General features: G+C 35.6%; 16 protein-coding genes. 13 read left to right on the forward strand and 3 right to left on the reverse strand.

All coding sequences use genetic code 11. The features are described from left to right. Positions 1-597: a 3-keto-disaccharide hydrolase gene (locus tag B4F31_RS16125; protein ID WP_075325414.1), complete on the forward strand. Its 597-nt coding sequence runs from the start codon at positions 1-3 to the stop codon at positions 595-597. Between the two features lie 121 nt (positions 598-718). On the opposite strand, the gene B4F31_RS16130 is transcribed toward B4F31_RS16125, so the two are convergent. Next, entirely contained in the window at positions 719-1,591 is an 873-nt protein-coding gene (locus B4F31_RS16130) for an AraC family transcriptional regulator (RefSeq protein ID WP_075325415.1), read from the reverse strand. Positions 1,592-1,800: 209 nt separating this feature from the next. On the opposite strand from B4F31_RS16130, the gene B4F31_RS16135 reads away from it, so the two are divergent. From B4F31_RS16135 to B4F31_RS16180, 10 genes are all read left to right on the forward strand, one after another. Next, positions 1,801-1,947: a hypothetical protein gene (locus B4F31_RS16135; RefSeq protein WP_286761750.1), complete on the forward strand. Its 147-nt coding sequence runs from the start codon at positions 1,801-1,803 to the stop codon at positions 1,945-1,947. A 284-nt stretch (positions 1,948-2,231) separates the two neighbouring features. Beyond that, positions 2,232-2,531: a hypothetical protein gene (locus tag B4F31_RS16140; RefSeq protein ID WP_075325416.1), complete on the forward strand. Its 300-nt coding sequence runs from the start codon at positions 2,232-2,234 to the stop codon at positions 2,529-2,531. A 13-nt stretch (positions 2,532-2,544) separates the two neighbouring features. After that, on the forward strand, positions 2,545-4,383 hold the full coding sequence (locus tag B4F31_RS16145) for a sodium:solute symporter family protein (protein ID WP_075325417.1): 1,839 nt from the start codon (positions 2,545-2,547) through the stop codon (positions 4,381-4,383). Between the two features lie 9 nt (positions 4,384-4,392). Beyond that, positions 4,393-5,577 carry a glycosidase gene (locus B4F31_RS16150; RefSeq protein WP_075325418.1) on the forward strand — a complete coding sequence of 395 codons (1,185 nt, stop codon included), beginning with the start codon at positions 4,393-4,395 and terminating at the stop codon, positions 5,575-5,577. A gap of 8 nt (positions 5,578-5,585) precedes the next feature. After that, positions 5,586-6,773, forward strand: a complete 1,188-nt coding sequence (locus B4F31_RS16155) for an AGE family epimerase/isomerase (RefSeq protein ID WP_075325419.1) — start codon at positions 5,586-5,588, stop codon at positions 6,771-6,773. An 829-nt stretch (positions 6,774-7,602) separates the two neighbouring features. Beyond that, a complete protein-coding gene (locus B4F31_RS16160; protein ID WP_286761751.1) occupies positions 7,603-7,755 on the forward strand; it encodes a hypothetical protein in 153 nt (50 codons plus the stop codon). 163 nt (positions 7,756-7,918) lie between these two features. Further along, on the forward strand, positions 7,919-8,719 hold the full coding sequence (locus B4F31_RS16165) for an Mbeg1-like protein (RefSeq protein ID WP_286761752.1): 801 nt from the start codon (positions 7,919-7,921) through the stop codon (positions 8,717-8,719). 76 nt (positions 8,720-8,795) lie between these two features. After that, positions 8,796-9,473: a hypothetical protein gene (locus tag B4F31_RS16170; protein ID WP_286761753.1), complete on the forward strand. Its 678-nt coding sequence runs from the start codon at positions 8,796-8,798 to the stop codon at positions 9,471-9,473. A gap of 100 nt (positions 9,474-9,573) precedes the next feature. Next, the gene (locus tag B4F31_RS16175) at positions 9,574-10,041 is read left to right on the forward strand and encodes a helix-turn-helix domain-containing protein (protein ID WP_075325423.1); all 468 of its coding nucleotides are present in this window, start codon (positions 9,574-9,576) and stop codon (positions 10,039-10,041) included. A gap of 62 nt (positions 10,042-10,103) precedes the next feature. Then, positions 10,104-11,219, forward strand: a complete 1,116-nt coding sequence (locus B4F31_RS16180; protein WP_286761754.1) for an ATP-binding protein — start codon at positions 10,104-10,106, stop codon at positions 11,217-11,219. 6 nt (positions 11,220-11,225) lie between these two features. Here the strand turns inward: B4F31_RS16180 and B4F31_RS16185 are convergent, their stop codons facing one another. Continuing rightward, positions 11,226-11,951 (reverse strand): LytR/AlgR family response regulator transcription factor, encoded by a 726-nt coding sequence (locus B4F31_RS16185; RefSeq protein ID WP_093304562.1) that lies wholly within the window; start codon positions 11,949-11,951, stop codon positions 11,226-11,228. Further along, positions 11,944-12,816, reverse strand: a complete 873-nt coding sequence (locus tag B4F31_RS16190; RefSeq protein WP_232228890.1) for a sensor histidine kinase — start codon at positions 12,814-12,816, stop codon at positions 11,944-11,946. The genes B4F31_RS16185 and B4F31_RS16190 overlap by 8 nt, the downstream gene beginning before the upstream one ends. A gap of 415 nt (positions 12,817-13,231) precedes the next feature. On the opposite strand from B4F31_RS16190, the gene B4F31_RS16195 reads away from it, so the two are divergent. Further along, a complete protein-coding gene (locus tag B4F31_RS16195) occupies positions 13,232-13,681 on the forward strand; it encodes a MotA/TolQ/ExbB proton channel family protein (RefSeq protein WP_075325427.1) in 450 nt (149 codons plus the stop codon). Between the two features lie 26 nt (positions 13,682-13,707). Then, positions 13,708-15,033, forward strand: coding sequence for a serine hydrolase domain-containing protein (locus tag B4F31_RS16200; RefSeq protein ID WP_286761755.1), 1,326 nt, complete (start codon positions 13,708-13,710; stop codon positions 15,031-15,033). Positions 15,034-15,058: the final 25 nt, after the last annotated feature.

Consider the following 15,058-nt stretch of genomic DNA (forward strand, 5'->3'; position numbering starts at 1 on the left):
ATGAAAAATACAGGAATTTTATTGGCTCTTCTGTTTGTAGCTTTAGTAGGCTGTAAATCGGAATCTCAGCTTTTTAATGGAAAAGATCTTGAGGGATGGCAAGTTTACGGTACCGAACAATGGTATGTAGAAGAAGGTTTACTGGTTGCCCAAAGCGGCCCGGATGCCGAATACGGATACCTGGCAACCGAAGAAAATTATAAAAATTTCGAACTGGAACTGGAATTTCTTCAGGAGGCAGATGGTAACAGCGGAGTTTTCTTTCGTTCAGATATAGAAGGTACAAAGATTTCGGGCTGGCAGGTTGAAGTAGCTCCACCAGACTTGCATACAGGTGGAGTCTATGAATCTTATGGCAGAGGTTGGCTTGTTAAACCCGAAGATAGTAAGGAAGATGTTCTCAATTATGGAGATTGGAATAAGATGAAGATAAGGGTTGAGGGGGATAAGGTTCAAACCTGGCTCAACGGGGAGGAAATGATCAATTTTTCAGACGAAAGAATTGGTGATGCCAATGGAAAAATTGCCCTGCAAATTCACGATGGAGGTGGTATAAAAGTTTTTTGGCGAAATATAAAAATCAAAAATTTAAAGTAAAGTTTTTATTAGTTAGCAGTGTTACAGTTGATTTGTTAGCTAGCGTCTGTTTCTTATAGAAGCAGGCGCTTTTTTTATTCGGAATCAAAGTATTACCAATAATCCCTTAGCGATATCTTTGTTAAAGCACTCTTTTTATACCGCTAAACTCTTCACGAAATTGACTGGGGGTGCAATCTTTACACTTTTTAAAAACTCGGTTAAAGTTAGCAATATTATTAAATCCACATTTAAAAGCAATCTCGGCGATGCTCAGGTCTTTTTCTATTAACCATCGTGAGGCATAACCAATTCTGGTATCATTGATATATTCTATAAAAGTTTTACCGGTTCTCTTTTTTATAAAGCGGTTAAAAGATACCTTGCTCATATTTACCAGTTCTGCAATTTCTGAAAGTAAGATTTTATTATGGTAATTCTCCTGAACGTAATCATAGATTATTTTAATCTTGTCACTGTTTTCAAAATCTTTATATGTGGAAGTGTAAGATGATAACAGCCTTTGGTTTCTTGAGTTTGCCAAATCGTGGAGTATGGAGATAAGTTCCAGAAGATAATCTATACTATCAATTTTAGATAGCTTAAGTAGTTTAGGTTTAATCTCTTCAGTAATTTTTTCTGAAAATAAAATGCCGTGAGTAGATCTTTCAAACATATCTTTTATTGGCTTCATAATACGCTTACTTAGTAATTTTTCCCCAAAAAGATTGTCGTGAAACTGTATTGTGATCTCGTGGATATTATTGCTGCTACAATTGTGTAGCTGCCATCCGTGCTGAATGTTTGGCCCAACCAGTACCAGCTCAATGTTACTAATTTCTTCCATGCTATCTCCCACGATGCGCCTTACACCTTTGCCGTTAATTAGAAGGTTGAGTTCAAATTCAGGATGAAAATGAATAGGGAAATCAAAATCATTTTTAATTCGGTCAAAAACCAGAAAACTATCTTCAGGGGATAAAGGGGTAATTTCCCGATGTATATCTTTATTCATCACATTAGAAGTTTTAGAATAGAGAAAATTTTATCAATAAATGACAAAATCATATTAAGTTAATATATTGAAGCGTGCTATTTTTGGAATTCCTTAACAATTAATCGCTAAAAAATATAATCCCTGCTTTTTAAGGGCTAAATATAAAAGAAGATTTAAGAAATACTAAAGTATTTTTTCAAATCTATAAAATTAAATATTCGGTTTTTATGAATAAATCTATCAAAATCCTGGCACTTATTTTACCAGTCCTATTTCTGTCTTCCTGTAAAACAACTCGGGATATTGATTTTGATAGTATTAAGCTTGCAGATAAACAAGCTTCAAAGGAAACAAAAATTTATATCAAAGAATAAGGGTTATTGCTAAAGAAAGAATTGCTTTTGGCCACGAAGATGCAACAGCTAACGGAATCAACTGGGGGGATAATGTTAAACAGATGAAAAGTGATGACAAAGAAATTACTGGAAAATTCCCGGCTATTCACGGTTTTGAGGTTGGACATATAGAACTGGCTCGGGCGACAAATCTCGACATGGTTTCTTTTAAGCTTATGCGAGGCATATCAAAAAAAGTATAGAAAAGGAGGCATTATTACTTTCAGCTGGTACCTTGATAATCCCGTAACCAATGTAAATTCGTGGGATGCCAGGGCTGCGCAGTACCTCAAATTTTAAAAAAAGCACAGACCAGCAACAAACCTTATGTGCTTACTGAAAGTAGAAACAATAAATTTGGGATGAATGCTCAATGGTGGACCGAAGCTCTTTACCCGGGAATAAAAAATTCTGGTATTGCATGGGTATTGATGTGGCGAAAGGACGGACCAGATCATTATTTCGCTTCCTATAAAGGCGATGTCGCTGAAGAAGATTTTAAAACCTTCGAAGACCTGAAGGAAATACTTTTTTTAAAAGAAATCAGCAAAATTAACTACTAATGAATTTTATCTTATGCTACAAGGCCTGGATATCCTTATTATCTTACTTTATCTTACCGGAACTATATTAATAGGTCTTGCGCTTAGAAAGAGGGCCCATAAAAGTAAAGATGATTACCTAATGGGAGGAAAAAGTCTCCCTTGGTATACGATGGGACTTTCTAATGCCTCGGGAATGTTTGATATTTCCGGAACCATGTGGCTGGTTACGCTCACCTTTGTGTATGGCTTTAAAAGTATATGGATTCCTTGGCTATGGCCTGTTTTTAACCAGGTGTTTCTTATGGTTTACCTTTCGGCCTGGCTTAGAAGATCTAATGTAACCACCGGCGCAGAATGGATCTTATTTAGATTTGATAGCGGCCGTGGTGGTCGTTGGTCTCACGCCATAATTGTGGTTTTCGCTATTTTAAGTTGCCTTGGATTCCTGGCCTATGGCTTCATTGGGTTGGGTAAATTCGTAGAGATATTTATTCCTTGGGAAATTGTTTCAACATATAGTCCATTTGATATTCCTGCTGCTTACCTGCCTCATTTCTATGGAATAATTTTCACCCTTTTTGCCGTGTTTTATTCAGTATTGGGCGGTATGTCTGGTATTGTATGGACCGACGTTTTACAATACGGGATTATGACAGTCTCCTCCATTGTCATTGCGGTAATTGCCTGGCAAGCTATGGGAGAAAATACGCTTAATGTGCCAGAGGGTTGGTTGAATCCATTTTTTGACTGGGAACTAAATATGGACTGGTCAGGTATTATAATAGAGGTAAACTCAAAAATCGTTTCAGATGGATATTCCCTCTTTGGAATTTTCTTTATGCTAATGGTTTTTAAAGGTATTCTCTCCAGTATCGCAGGTCCGGCTCCCAATTATGATATGCAGAAAATTTTATCTACAAAATCCCCTCTGGAAGCCGCAAAGATGAGTGCCTTTTCTATAGCCGCGCTTATTCCAACCCGTTACCTTATGGTTGGTGGTTTTTCAATTTTGGGAATCCTTTTTTATGAAGATCTAAAACTGAGCACGGCTGGAGTAATAGACTTTGAAAAAGTTTTACCGGCTGCTATAGAACAGTTTGTACCTGTAGGCTTACTCGGTTTACTACTTGCCGGTTTGCTGGCCGCGTTTATGTCAACTTTTGCAGGTACCTTAAATGCAGCCCAGGCTTACATTGTTAACGATATTTATTTGAAGTATAAAAACCCACTTGCTTCATCTTCCAAAATTAAACTGATGAACTACAGCAGTGGTATTGTGGTGGTTTTAATAAGTATAGTGCTTGGCTTTTTTGTGCAGGATGTAAATTCAATTTTACAATGGATTGTTTCTGCGCTCTACGGGAGTTACGTAGTATCAAATGTTTTAAAATGGCACTGGTGGCGCTTCAATGGAGAAGGTTATTTCTGGGGTATGCTTGCAGGAATAATCCCAGCACTTGTTTTTCCGATTTTCACAGATACACTGGATCTATATTATTTCCCCATTATCCTTTTAATTTCTATTGCCGGAAGTATTATAGGAACTTATTCTGCACCTCCTACTAATAAAAAGGTACTTAAAGATTTTTATAAGAATACCAGACCCTGGGGGTTTTGGGGACCCATACATCGGGAAATTACCGCAGAGGACCCAAATTTTACCAGGAATAATGGGTTTAGCCGCGACATGATTAATGTGGTAGTGGGAACACTGGGCCAAACCTTGCTGGTGGTTATACCGCTATATCTAATCCTGCATGAAACCCTACCCATGCTGGTGTGCATTGCAATATTAATTGTTTGCATCATTTTTCTTAAAATGAATTGGTGGGATCATATTAAAAAAGAACCAAACATTAAGAATAAATAAGTTCATCTTATGGATACTAAAAACGATACCCGAAAAATCCCCTGTTACGATAAACTTCAGCAAAGACATCGTGAACTCCTGGAAAACCCTAATAAACCAGTAGTTTCTTCTAACGGGATCTTTACTCGCTATAAAAATCCAATACTTACTGGAGATCACACCCCGCTGGAATGGCGTTATGATTTTGATATAAAAGCAAATCCTTTAGGTTTAGAGCGAATAGGCATAAATTCTACTTTCAATCCCGGAGCGATGAAATGGAAAGGCAATTATGTACTGGCCGTGAGAGTAGAAGGAAATGACAGAAAATCTTTCTTCGCTATTGCCGAAAGTCCAAATGGTGTGGATAATTTTAAATTTTGGGAGAAACCCATTGTGCTTCCTCAAACTGAAATACCAGATACGAATGTTTATGATATGCGCCTTACGCACCATGAAGATGGATGGATCTATGGCGTTTTCTGTACCGAAAGAAAAGACCATAACTCACCTGCTGATACTACTGCTGCAATAGCCAATGCAGGAATAATAAGAACTAAAGACCTTTTAAGCTGGGAACGCCTGCCAGATCTTATTTCGAATTCAGGGCAGCAAAGAAATGTGGTGCTACATCCTGAGTTTGTAAATGAAAAATATGCGCTATACACCCGCCCGCAAGATGGTTTTATTGAAGTTGGAAAAGGTGGTGGAATTGGATTAGGTTATATAAAGGATATGTCCAATCCGGTTTTGGAAGATGAAAAGATCATAAACCATAAGGTTTATCATACCATTTATGAAATGAAAAACGGACTTGGTCCGGCACCTATAAAAACCAGAGAAGGCTGGTTACATTTAGCTCACGGCGTTAGAAATACCGCAGGCGGATTGCGCTACACACTTTACCTATTTATGACCGCCTTAAACGATATTTCTAAAATAACCTTCCAACCTGCCGGTTATTTTATGGCGCCAAATTATGAAGAAACAGTTGGGGATGTCCCTAATGTACTTTTTGGAAATGGATGGATTAAGAATGAAGACGGGACGATTTATATTTATTATGCCTCTTCAGATACACGCTGTCATGTGGCGGTTTCTTCCATAGAAAAACTTCTGGACTATGTTAAGAACTCCCCTCAGGATAAATTTACTTCAGGTGCCTCTGTTGATAATATAATTAAGCAAATAGAAAAGAATAAGTCAAAAAAATAATTCAGACAATGGAAGCCAGGGCCAAGAATTTTAGCGACGAAATTTCTTCAGAATTGAAGAATATTTTGACTTACTGGAAACAATTTAGTATCGATAATATTCATGGCGGCTTTGTTGGAAGGCGGGATCATTATAATCATCTGATCGAAAATACGCCAAAGGGAGCAATTTTAAATACCCGTCTTTTATGGAGCTTTTCTGCTGTTGCCAATTTTGAAGAAGATAAAGAGTCCTTAAAATTAGCTGAGCGCGCTTGGAATTACATTGAAGATAATTTTTGGGATAAAGAATACAACGGTGTTTTTTGGGAACTCGATGCGCAAGGCCAGCCTCAAAACACCAGAAAACAGATTTACGCCCAGGCTTTTGCCATTTATGCCTTAGCTGAATATTACAATCTAGCAAAAACTGAAAAAGCAAAAGATCGTGCTCTTGAGTTATTTGATCTTATTGAAACCAATGCCCGGGATATAGAATTAAATGGATATTTGGAAGCTTTTCAAAGAGATTGGACTACAATTGAAGATATGCGGTTAAGTGAGAAAGATCTGAATTCGGCTAAAACCATGAACACGCATTTGCATATTCTTGAAGCCTATACTCTTTTAATGCAAGTTACGAATAAGCCTGAAGTTAAAGAAGCCCTTGAAAACCTTGTCGTCCTTTTTCTGAATAAATTTTTGGATAATGAAACCGGGCATTACAGGCTTTTTTTTGATGTAAACTGGAATTCACAAAGCGAGTTAATTTCTTACGGTCATGATATTGAAGCTGCCTGGTTACTGGTAGAAGCCGCAAAAACAACAAAGAATAATCTTCTAATTGAAAATGCCAAAAAAGCTAATGTTTTAATAGCTGAGGTCTTTTTGAAAGAAGGGTATCAAATAGATAAAGGAATTTTAAATGAAAAAAATCTAAAAACAGGAGAAGTTGATACCGATAGACACTGGTGGCCACAAGTAGAAGCTATGGTGGGACTAGACTATGCATGGAGAATCTCTGGAAACAAAGAATTTTTAGAGGCAAAATATAACATTTGGAGCTTCACCAAGAAACATCTAATAGATCGAAAAAACGGCGAGTGGTTTTTTAGGATAGACTGCAATAACTCGCCATATGCTAAAGAAGATAAACTTAGCATGTGGAAAGCCCCTTATCACAATTCCCGCGCCTTACTAATGCTTCTAAATCTATAAAAATGAAAAAATAGGATGTTTTTAGTGGTATTTCTGCAAATTACTGTCTTTGTTTTCTCCAATTATTTTTCGACACTTTCAAGAATTTGAGAAAGATTTTTTGGAGGGAGGAATAAATTCTAATACTACTAGGTTTTTCCAATCATTGAATCTTATTTGTGTTTTTGAAACCTTTGAAAAAAATTAAAACCTGGAAATACCGGGTATATGAATTTATTTAATTGCTAATAGTTGTTTTATTATACTTGTTTTAAGCTTCAGCATAATTCATGACTTCCGTTTTCTGAAAAAAGTTTTTTGATTTATCTTAAATACTATTCAGTTAAATCCCACCACCATCAGGACGTTTTATTAAAAAGCAATTTTAGGGAATTTTTAATTAATTCTATTTTTTACAGAATATATTTTAAGGTTTTAATTGATTTTTAGTTAAATCTTTCTTCTAATAAGATTTGATTCCTTTTTCTCAATTAGTTTGTTTTCAAAATCAATATTTATTTAAAATGGAAGAAAACAAAAGAATTGAGGATCTCTTAATTGATATTAAAGGCCTCCTGGGAACTAACAAAAAAGTAATGAACGTGGAAGATCTGGCACAATCACCGGGCTTTCCAAAAGTAAGATCTACAAGCTTACGCATTTCAAGCTTATCCCGATGGGGAACAATCCTAATATTCGTCAGAAATTTTTCGACAAGGAAAAGATCGATGCCTGGCTCCTGGGAGAGCCGGACCTGTCAGATGTTTTCCTTGAGGATCAGTTCAATAAGCACTTACTGAAAAACCAGAAATAGGCGCTTGCCTTTTATTCATCCTTTAAAAATGTTATGATGAAACAGTTACCCTATATCCGGGTGGGAACCAGTTACTATAAGATAGTAGCGATGCCCACAATTGCCGGGAACTTCAATGAAGTTTCGATGCTCTATAATATACTTTCAGGAATTGAAAGTTTTAAAGCTTTGGGTTATGGAGAAATTTGAATCCAAACTTTATCAGGTATCCGAACAAAAGAAGAAAACGATCTACGATGCTGTGGAGGAGTATGTATCTGAAAAATATGATATACGGTTTAACGAAATCTCCCACGAGTTTCAGATACTATCAGCAGCAATTTAGCAAATTTTCAAAATAACAAAATTTTCTATGAAACCCACATTAATGATTTTAGTAGTGCTCCTGCTTGGCTGCGTTACTCCAAAAGAAATATTAACAGGATGCGACCATTATTCAGGATGGTGTAATGAAATAAGGGATCTGGCAGTACAATCCTGGAAATATGCGCAACTCTCTAAAAATGTGTATGAACAGGAGTACCAGTTTAAAGTTTCAGACCTGTTTAAAAGAATTGAGAGTTTTGAAAATAAAGCTATTGATTTTAATGCAGCATTATATCAGGATCTGGAAAGTGAAGGTTATGTTCTGGTATTCCGGGGAACCGATTCTACTCTAGATTATAGAAGAGGCAATAATCCATTTAATCAGGAACAAAATAGCTATGCCCTGGAAATTTTTGATGATGTAAGGAAAAAGTATGGGGCTGAAAAACTCACTGTTGCCGGCCATTCCTTGGGAGGAGGAATAGCGACCCATGTTTCTCTTAACCGCGGGAATGTGACTTCATATTCCTTTAATGGAAGCCCTGTCTTTAAGAAAAATGGAGATTTTGAAAATGAAAGGTATAGTATCGTAGAAAATGGGGAAATCCTTAAATTATTCCGCGCACCGGGACGTGAGCCAACCCAGTTATATACTTCAAATGGCTGCTCCCACGGAAATCCTGTAAGTAAGCACGGAATACAAAAATTAGCCACCTGTTTAACTCAAATTGCCGCCATCGAGAGTGAAGAGGCCAGAAAATCATTAGATCTTAATAAACTGGAATTTGAATACCCGAAAAATAACAGCTCATTTATGACAGCTTGTAAACCAACAATTAATTCATAGCTTTTTTAAGTATGAGAAAAAAATTTTACTTTTTATCTTAACGTTATTACCTGTTACACAAAGTTTTGCTCAGGAGGTGGTTCCTGGTGATATTGTCTCTTTAAAACAATCTATAAAAACTACCGGGAATCCTGAACTTATTTATTCGCAAAATCTGGATACAACCAAATCGGTTAATTATTTAGAGACTTTTATCCAGTTTGAAGTAATTGGCGTCACAGACAATATTGTAAAATTAAGAGCATTGGATTTTAAAGAAGGTACACAAAAAAGTCACTTCTATAATAAAAAAATATATTCCGTCAATCGATCTGAATTTGATAAGAGCTACAAAATCGTAGAACCGGTAGAAAAATTTTCTTTGGGCCTTATTTCACTGCCATTTAAGGTAAGGCCTCAGACGAAGTTTTCTTATTCAACTGAGTTCAATCTCAATGGTGCTTTAAACTATAACATTTACACTTTCTGGAATACTTCTATTAATTATCAAGCAGGCTTAGGCCTGGGCAGTGTTTCTTTAAATACCTCCAATTCCAATGGCGTGTCGCCTGGCCAGGAACAAAACGTGTCTATTTTATCAATATTGAACGGTTTAATGCTCCAGCATAAATGTATCCAGGTAGGTATTTATTTAGGCGTGGACTATATTAATAATCAGGAGGAATATCAATGGAATGGTAATGGAAATCTGTGGTTTGGGATAGGAATAGGCTATGACATACTTACGATAAGCACAAAAAAACCTACAAATTGATCACGCCGCATTACAGAGCCTTGGAAGAACAGGAAATCCGTAGAATTGAAGGCTTCACAGAAATTGAATTTGAACAAAATTTTAAAATAGAGCTTTAATTATGAGTTTCCCTAAGAATAATATTATTGATAACTGGTTAGAAAAGAACGGTGATCCGGAAATAGATAAATTAGTAGAACGTAATCTGGCAATTTCTAATAAGGTTCAGAATATCTTAGATAACCGTAAAATAAAGCAAAAGGAATTTGCAGAAATGTTGGATAAAAAACCGTACGAGGTTTCTAAGTGGTTAACTGGCCTACATAACTTGACCTTAAAAAGTATCACAAAAATGGAAGTTGCTTTAGGTGTAGATCTAATAAGCATTGAACCTTTAACAGAATACAAATATGTGTATTTAGGATCTGTAAAGGGATTATACGCCGCGTTTTTTACCTTATTAGGTATTAGTTTTTCCACGGCTAGAGGAATGTTTTATGATCGCTTGGCTAATACAAACTTTCAGGATGTGATAATTCCATTGATTTCACCAATAAAAATGTTAGATACTAAGAGTAAAGGTGAATAATATAATTTTTGGGGAATACAATCCTCAAAAAACATTATATTTGGGGAATATAATCCCTAAATATGATTGAACGAGCTTTAAAAGAGAAAATAAAAAACCGTTTTGGAACCGGTAAGGCAATTCTTTTAATTGGCCCGAGACAGGTTGGTAAAACTACACTTTTCAATAGATTATTGGAAGGGAAAGAATATCTTTTCTTAAATGGAGATGATCCAACAGTCAGAAAACTTCTTTCTAATCCCAATTTAGAACAACTTAAAAACATAATTGGGAATTATAAAACTGTGTTTATAGATGAAGCTCAGCGTATAGATAATATCTGGCTTACTCTCAAGTTGATTACAGATCAATTGAAATCAGTTCAGCTTTTAGTAAGTGGTTCATCTGCCTTCGAATTAAACAATCAAACTCAGGAGCCTCTTACCGGCCGAAAATGGGAATATCAGTTGTATCCTATTTCCTGGGGAGAATTTGAATCAAACGTGGGCTTTCTTAAAGCTGAGCAACAATTAGAGTTAAGAATAATCTACGGAATGTATCCCGATGTGATGAATAATTTTGGCGAAGAAAAGGATATTCTAAAACAACTTACCGATAGTTATTTATATAAAGATATTCGGAGTTATGGAGGAATCCGTAAACCAGAGGTTTTGGAAAAATTATTGAGGGCTCTTGCCTTTCAAATTGGTAGTGAGGTAAGTTATAACGAATTATCTCAGTTGCTGGGTATCGACAAAAAAACCGTTGCAACTTACATTGATCTTCTTTGCCAGGCATTTGTAATATTTAAACTCCCAAGCTTCAGTAAGAATCTACGAAATGAAATAAAAACCAATCAAAAAATATTCTTTTACGATACCGGAGTTAGAAATATGATAATTGGCGATTTAAGTCCAATGGATGATAGACAGGATAAAGGTAATCTCTGGGAAAATTTTTTAATTGCCGAACGTCTAAAATTTCTGGCTTATAATAATTCTTTGAGTAAAGGATATTTCTGGAGGACCGTTCAACAGCAAGAAATTGATTATGTTGAAGAAGGGGAGGGGAAATTGAAAGGTTTTGAAATTAAATGGAATCCAAAAAATAAGATAAAAATTCCAAAGACTTTTCTGAAAGCTTATGATGCAGAGGTAAAAATCATCAATAAAGATAACTTTAGGGACATTCTAATCTAATAGGATTTATTGCAGCGACCATTTTTCTAATTTTTCTAAAACGGAAGATTTGTAGCTCCTGCTTATAGGAATTGCTTTCCCGTTAACTTCTAAATACTCATTGGTGTAAGACTTTAATGCTGCCAGTGACACGATAAAAGAACGATGTGTTCTAATAAACTTTGATTCCGGAAGCTCTTTTTCAATGTTGCTGATTGTTTCTCTTATAACAATGGGACTTTCGGAAGTATAGATTTTTAAGTAATCACTCAAACTTTCGATATAAGAGATTTCATTAAGGTTAATCCTAATCATTTTGCGGTCTGAGCGTACAAATATAAAATCGTTATGTTCCTTTTTATCTCCATCTATCTTTTGCTCTTCTTTACTAAAATGAATTTTATGAAAAGAACTGACTGCTCTTAAAAGACGTTCAAAAGAAATGGGTTTCAAGAGGTAGTCCACTGCCTGTAAATCGAAGCCATCTATAGCATATTCCCGATATGCAGTAGTAAAGATTATTTTTATATCATTATTGATTGAACGTGCGAAGGACAAACCCGAAATTTCAGGCATGTTTATGTCTAAAAATATCAGGTCCACTTTATGTTCATTAATTAAACTGAATGCTTCCCCCGCACTTCCACAGGTGCCAATTATCTTTACGCTCTTTATTTTAGATAAATGTGCTTCTATGACCTCGCGGGCTACAGGCTCATCATCAACTATTATACAAGATATTTTTTCAGACATGCTGGTGAATTTTACTATGTATTAATGAGAGTTGCGCTTCAAAAGAACTACTGTTTCTATTTACTGAAAGAGTATGATGATCTGGGTATAATAATTCCAATCGTTTTTCCAGATTTGATAATCCTATCCCATTTTCTATGATTGGATTTTCTGTACTTTTAACCGAATTTTCTATGGTAAATTCTATCCTATTCTCATTTATCTTTAGTTGAATACTTATACTCAGTTTCTTATCAACAAACTGTCCGTGTTTGAAACTATTCTCCACGAGTGGAATAAATAACATGGGCGCAATGCTAATATCTTCCATATTTTCCGGAAGATCAAGATCAACTAATAAGTTACTGCCATATCTCATTTTTTCCAATGCCAAATAATCTTTTATGTGTTCTATTTCACTGCTAAGGCTTACCAAGGGCTTATCTGCCTGGTACAATAAATAATCAAGAAGGTTTGAAAGCTTCAGGATCATATCTGGTGTTTCCTCAGACTTTTTTAATGCGTAGCCATAAAGGGTATTAAGTGTATTAAAAAGGAAATGAGGATGAACCTGCAATTTAAGATAGTTCAACTCTTGTTCTTTAAGCTTCAACTGCCCTTCAAGAATCTTATTCTCTAATAACCTATTTTTTGCTATAGCTGCATAATTCTGTTTTAGCAGGGTAAATGAACTCACCAATAATACAACCAGATACACCAGTAACATCATAGATAAAAGACTTCGGCTAAGAGGTGGCATTTCACTGTAGTTCATATTCAAGACAAAAACGAGTCCGTAGAAGATAGAAAGCACAATGGCAAAAGCAGATAAAACCAGCGTATAAAAGCTATAAAGAGTAAAAAGTAGATACCTTTTTTTAAGCAAAAAATTAGGAATGAGATAGTAAATTATAGTGTAGGTAGTGATGATTGTTACAGGTAGAAGAAATACCGAAAAAGAACCGGAAAAAAAGATATTCTCATTGGGAGCACCCAAAAAATAGGAGAAAAACAGGAGCACAAGAATCCAAAAAATGCTGTGCAACAAAATTTTCCTCGAGCAGAAATATGCAAATCGGTTAAGCTTCATAACCAGTACAATATCCAAATTATTTTAGTGAAATTTACTTAATTGCGATGAATAACATCTTTTTAGCTGCTTTTAACTGTTGCAGTTTATTTTAACCGTAATGAGAACAAATTCTGCCAAAAACAGAAAGGAAACAGTTGTCCATCGACTTTTGAATCGATAGCCGTGAAAAGACTGTAGATTTGAATAAGGACAAATTAAAAATTGAATTATGCAAATAGCACTACAAGAAGGAGCGCACAGAGGTATATTAGAAGTTCTTGCCGCAAGGTTTCAGGAAGGGGGATTTTTTATAATGATGCTTATCCTAATAGTTGGAATTATAGGTTTATTTCTTCTGGTGAGAGGAATTTATTTAGTTCGCAATCGAAACCCCAGAATAAACAAAACTATTATCATTATAAACTCTCTGGGACTTTTTGCTTTGGTGCTGGGGGTTTTTGGGCAATTAATTCAACTAATCAATACGCTGGATTATCTCAGCTCTTTTGAAGGAACCACCCCACGGGATTTCGCCGATGGCCTAAAAACAACAATGCTACCGACTTTATTCGGAGCTTTTATTTTTCTGTTTACACGATTGTCTACTATTTTACTCCATTGGATAAAACCCTTTCAGGTAAAAGAGGATAAACCTGTCTTTTCCAAAGAGTCTAATTAATCTTCCAATTTTAAATAAGATATATTATGAAAAAATTAATCTTACCATTACTTCTGGTTTTATCGGGATACCTCTTAAAAGCTCAGGAAAACCCTCCAACTGAAACATTAGACAGCTTATTTGATATCGTTAATTCAGAGGAAAAAGGAATGGGAAGTATTTCCATTTTCTCAAACGGAAAAGAGTTTTATCAGCGATCCATCGGGTATTCCGATGTAGAAAAGAATTTGCAATCAAATGCAACTACAAAGTATCGGATTGGATCCATTACTAAAACCTTTACCGCCGTAGTTATTATGCAGCTTGTTGAAGAAGATAAGCTGAAGATGGATAGTTATTTGAGTGATTTTTTTCCGGATGTGCCCAACTCAGAAAAAATAACATTAGAGCATTTATTGCGACACGAAAGCGGAATATTTAATGTGACAGATGATAAAGATTTCACTACCTGGATGAAAAAACTACAAACCCGGGAAGCGATGCTAAAACGAATAATTAAAAATGGAACCCTATTTGAACCCGGCGATGAAACACGCTATTCAAATTCAAACTATTTATTACTTTCTTATATAGCAGAAATTGTTGAGAAGAAAGATTATGCCGCAATAGTAGAGAATAGAATTATTGATAAGCTTGGGCTAAAAAATACATTTTATGGTGAACAAATTAATGCTGAAGACAATCAGGCCAGATCTTATGTGAAAACCGAAGGTAATTGGAAGGTTACCCCCGAGACAGATATGAGTGTCCCAATGGGAGCTGGAGGCCTTGTTTCTACACCCGAAAATCTTAATATATTTTATTACAATTTATTTGAGGGCGATCTTATGTCAAAAGCTTCGCTGGAAGCTATGAAAACTACAAATGATGGAACGGGACTGGGTTTAATGAAGTTAACCTTTAATGGTTTTGAAGTCTATGGTCACGGCGGTGGGATAGATGGATTCTCATCTATTGCAGTCCACTTTCCAAAAGAAAAAATAACGGCATCATATATCGCTAACGCCTCAGATTATCCCCTTAATAGTATTTTTCTTGAAGCGATAAAAATAACCCTTGGTTTACCATATCAAATCCCCGATTTCGCTCCGCCCACGGCACTTAATCCTGATGTGCTTGATCAATATAAGGGAAACTATGGTAGCGCAGAATTTCCTATTGATGTTGCTATTTTTCATAAAGAAGGTGTATTATACGCCCAGGGAACTGATCAGCCACCAGTTCCATTGGATTTTGCAGGAGAAAATAGTTTTAAGGCCGATCAGCTGATGCTTAAACTTACTTTCATTAATGCAGAAGGAAAGATGATGTTGGAACAGGGTGGGAAGATATATGAGCTTAAAAGGGAGTAGGTTGATCTAGAATGGATTACTAATT

Origin of the sequence: Salegentibacter sp. UBA1130 (assembly GCF_002311535.1) — a bacterium.
Classification (GTDB): Bacteria; Bacteroidota; Bacteroidia; order Flavobacteriales; family Flavobacteriaceae; genus Salegentibacter; species Salegentibacter agarivorans.

Excerpts from the sequence above, each read along its gene's own strand:
- B4F31_RS16125 (WP_075325414.1), top strand. The coding sequence starts at position 1 with ATGAAAAATACAGGAATTTTATTGGCTCTTCTGTTTGTAGCTTTAGTA.
- B4F31_RS16130 (WP_075325415.1), bottom strand. The coding sequence starts at position 1,591 with ATGAATAAAGATATACATCGGGAAATTACCCCTTTATCCCCTGAAGAT.
- B4F31_RS16135 (WP_286761750.1), top strand. The coding sequence starts at position 1,801 with ATGAATAAATCTATCAAAATCCTGGCACTTATTTTACCAGTCCTATTT.
- B4F31_RS16145 (WP_075325417.1), top strand. The coding sequence starts at position 2,545 with ATGCTACAAGGCCTGGATATCCTTATTATCTTACTTTATCTTACCGGA.
- B4F31_RS16150 (WP_075325418.1), top strand. The coding sequence starts at position 4,393 with ATGGATACTAAAAACGATACCCGAAAAATCCCCTGTTACGATAAACTT.
- B4F31_RS16155 (WP_075325419.1), top strand. The coding sequence starts at position 5,586 with ATGGAAGCCAGGGCCAAGAATTTTAGCGACGAAATTTCTTCAGAATTG.
- B4F31_RS16160 (WP_286761751.1), top strand. The coding sequence starts at position 7,603 with ATGAAACAGTTACCCTATATCCGGGTGGGAACCAGTTACTATAAGATA.
- B4F31_RS16165 (WP_286761752.1), top strand. The coding sequence starts at position 7,919 with ATGAAACCCACATTAATGATTTTAGTAGTGCTCCTGCTTGGCTGCGTT.
- B4F31_RS16175 (WP_075325423.1), top strand. The coding sequence starts at position 9,574 with ATGAGTTTCCCTAAGAATAATATTATTGATAACTGGTTAGAAAAGAAC.
- B4F31_RS16180 (WP_286761754.1), top strand. The coding sequence starts at position 10,104 with ATGATTGAACGAGCTTTAAAAGAGAAAATAAAAAACCGTTTTGGAACC.
- B4F31_RS16185 (WP_093304562.1), bottom strand. The coding sequence starts at position 11,951 with ATGTCTGAAAAAATATCTTGTATAATAGTTGATGATGAGCCTGTAGCC.
- B4F31_RS16195 (WP_075325427.1), top strand. The coding sequence starts at position 13,232 with ATGCAAATAGCACTACAAGAAGGAGCGCACAGAGGTATATTAGAAGTT.
- B4F31_RS16200 (WP_286761755.1), top strand. The coding sequence starts at position 13,708 with ATGAAAAAATTAATCTTACCATTACTTCTGGTTTTATCGGGATACCTC.